The following is a 2,744-nucleotide window of genomic DNA, read 5'->3' on the forward strand; positions in this document are numbered from 1 at the left end:
CGGCTACGCGACCTGCATGCCGCAACACGTAAGCGTTTTGAGCAAGAGGTGGCAGATGTACCGATCATACGTCGGGCATTCCGGCTTCGGCGCCTTCAGAAGATCCATGACCAAGCTCTTGCGTCGGGTAATGCGGCCCTTGCGTTGCATACCTTGGAACAGGCCGCGAAAGAGGTTGGCGGGATGTTCACCAACTCCCGCGTCCCGAGCAGGAAAGCAAAAAAACCTGCCCGAAGGCTACAGCATTGCCGATACGAGCAGCGGAATCATTCTCAAAAGCTCTGATGGCGGCATGGTGGGTGGATACTTTGCACCTTCTGGCACCAGTGGCGAAACCCTCGAACGCGCTGTGAAGTCTGCCAAGCAGGCAGCGGCAAAGGACGTGGAGCGCCGCGCGAAGATGGGCGCAAAGCCATCGGCCACGCCAGAGTCCAAACCGAAGCAAACCGCAATCGGCACAAACGCAGACGGCAACCCGCTCTTTGAAGACGAACGCGGTGTGCGCTCATTTGTGCGCAACGGCGTTCGCCTAACAGAATCCGTAGGCATGGCTCCTAAGCGCGGCGGCGGCATGGAGGTAAGTGTCGATAAAGGTGCACGCACTGGCGAGTACCTGACCGAGCAGGAACGTGCCGATCGTGCAAAGGTTGAGAAGGCCCGCGCCTCCGCCGATGCTGCCAACGCGCAGCAGGCAGCAGAATTGGAGCAAGAGGCTGCGAAGCCTGAAAAGACAGCATGGCGCAACCCCGAGGCGTTCATCCGCATTGCTGCCGACGACGTAAGCGCTTTGCGCAAGGCCGACGTTGAGCGCGTGATCCGCGAGGCTCCCGCACAAAGCAGGGAAATGCTGGGTGATTACATTGCCGAGAAGCGCCCCGACCTTGCCGAAGAAGTACGCGACGTGCAGCAGGAATTGGCCGCGCCAGCGGCGCCTGTTGCTGCGCCTGTCACCGCGCCAGCCCCATCCAAGAACCGCCTCGTTACCGACGAGCGCGCAGCAGAGCTACGCGAACGCCTCAAAGCCAAGCTCAACCTGAACCAGTTGAACAGCGACATTGACCCCGAGATCCTTGCGATCGGCGCAGAGCTTGCCGTCCACCACATCGAGAAGGGTGCGCGCCGGTTCAACGCCTTCGCACGCGCGATCGCCAACGACCTTGGCGCGCCCCTCGCCTCAATCCGCCAATACCTTCGCGGCTGGTACAATGGTGCCCGCGATATGATGGAGGACATGGGCGAAAGCGTCGCCGGTATGGACGACGCAAACGAAGTCGGCACCGCCATGCGCACGTTCGACCAGTGGGCAAATGCAGAACCGGTGACAGGTGCGACAAACGCTGGTACAGGGGAGAACAATGTTGGGCCTTCAATATACCAAGATGGCGCTGGACCATTGGCGGGAGTACCTGCCAACGATGTATCGCGACCTGAAAGCAGCGGGAACGCTGAACCAGCGCGTGCAGGAAGCCAGCAAGGAGGCAGCCGAGCAGGTAGCCAGCCTGATGGAGAGCGGAATGCAGAAGCGGGAAGCAGAGGAGATGGTGCTACCCGACCTGATAATGCTGCCACCGGAGGAAAGCCGCGCGTAGGCAAGAAGCCAAAAGCAGCGGCACTACCTAAACCCAAGACACCGACTGAGCAGGCCCTCACCGGTCCCAATGAGGCGATTGAGAAGGCTTCGCCTATCAACGTCCCAGGCATTGACTTCGTCATCACTGATGACGTGCAGCTTGGCCAAGGCACCGAAGGCGTCAAGTATCAGGACAACATTACAGCGATTGAAACCCTCAAGAAGATTGAGGCGGAGAACCGCCGTGCGAGCCCCGCAGAGCAGCGCAGGCTTGCCCGCTATGTCGGCTGGGGTGGCCTCAAAAACGCATTCCGTGTCGCTGGCTCCAAGGATGGCGAAGGCGTAGCCAAAGGCTGGGAAAAGCGTGTTTCCGAATTAGAGGAATTGCTGACCCCTGCCGAGTTGAAAGCGGCGCGCAACTCCACCACTGCCGCGCACTACACCAGCCAAACGGTTGTGGAAGCCACGTGGAAAGCGGCTGAACGTATTGGCTTTGCAGGCGGTTCAGTCCTTGAGCCGTCCGTTGGAACGGGCAACTTCCTTGGGTTGATGCCACAAGGATTGCGCCCAAAATCCAAGGTCTTTGCAGTCGAGTATGACAGCCTGACCGCGCGTATTGCGCAAAGCCTATATCCAAACGCAGCGATCGTGCATTCGGGCTTGCAGGAATTCCAGCGTCGGCTAAGTGGCGCGCGAAGGGTGTAGTGTCTGCGCACCGTTATGCCGGGCGTGTAAGGTGGCTATGCCGTCGTGGTGCATGAACTGGCAGACGGCCGCCGGTTCTATTACTTCGACACGATACCAGAGGTTGAAGGCGCTGGGGGCCGGTCATCGCTGACCGAGGGGGCTTCGCAGCCTAATCCGATAGAAGTCACCCCCAACGAAATTAATCTAGTAAGGTTGACGGGTGCTGGCAAGCCTGCGGTTGCTACGGATACGTCGGTTAATGCAGAAGCTCTGCAAAAGCGGCTTGAATCCTACGGCATTGCACGCAAGGTTGCGCTACGGATTGTGGATACGCTTAACGGCGCGGCTGGTGAATACCAAGGCGCGCTGATGAAGATCGCGATCGACACCACCCAGGCCGAAACCTTCACGCTTGACCATGAAGTAATCTAGGCTTCTGGCGTTTGGATCAAGACAGGCGCCGAGAATACCTCATACAGAATGCGTT

General features: G+C 59.1%; 4 protein-coding genes. All 4 read left to right on the forward strand.

All coding sequences use genetic code 11. The annotated features are described in order from the left end of the window. The coding region (locus tag IP81_RS18695; RefSeq protein ID WP_157573342.1) for a DUF2280 domain-containing protein at nt 1-285 on the forward strand (285 nt) is incomplete at its 5' end. 1,130 nt (nt 286-1,415) lie between these two features. Continuing rightward, nucleotides 1,416-1,589 (forward strand): hypothetical protein, encoded by a 174-nt coding sequence (locus IP81_RS21750; protein ID WP_369800788.1) that lies wholly within the window; start codon nt 1,416-1,418, stop codon nt 1,587-1,589. 134 nt (nt 1,590-1,723) lie between these two features. Then, nucleotides 1,724-2,275 carry a hypothetical protein gene (locus IP81_RS21755; RefSeq protein WP_369800787.1) on the forward strand — a complete coding sequence of 184 codons (552 nt, stop codon included), beginning with the start codon at nt 1,724-1,726 and terminating at the stop codon, nt 2,273-2,275. A 45-nt stretch (nt 2,276-2,320) separates the two neighbouring features. Beyond that, on the forward strand, nt 2,321-2,689 hold the full coding sequence (locus IP81_RS18705) for a hypothetical protein (RefSeq protein WP_054109520.1): 369 nt from the start codon (nt 2,321-2,323) through the stop codon (nt 2,687-2,689). The last annotated feature ends 55 nt before the right edge of the window (nt 2,690-2,744 follow it).

The organism is Novosphingobium sp. AAP83, from assembly GCF_001295795.1.
Taxonomy (GTDB): Bacteria; Pseudomonadota; Alphaproteobacteria; order Sphingomonadales; family Sphingomonadaceae; genus Novosphingobium.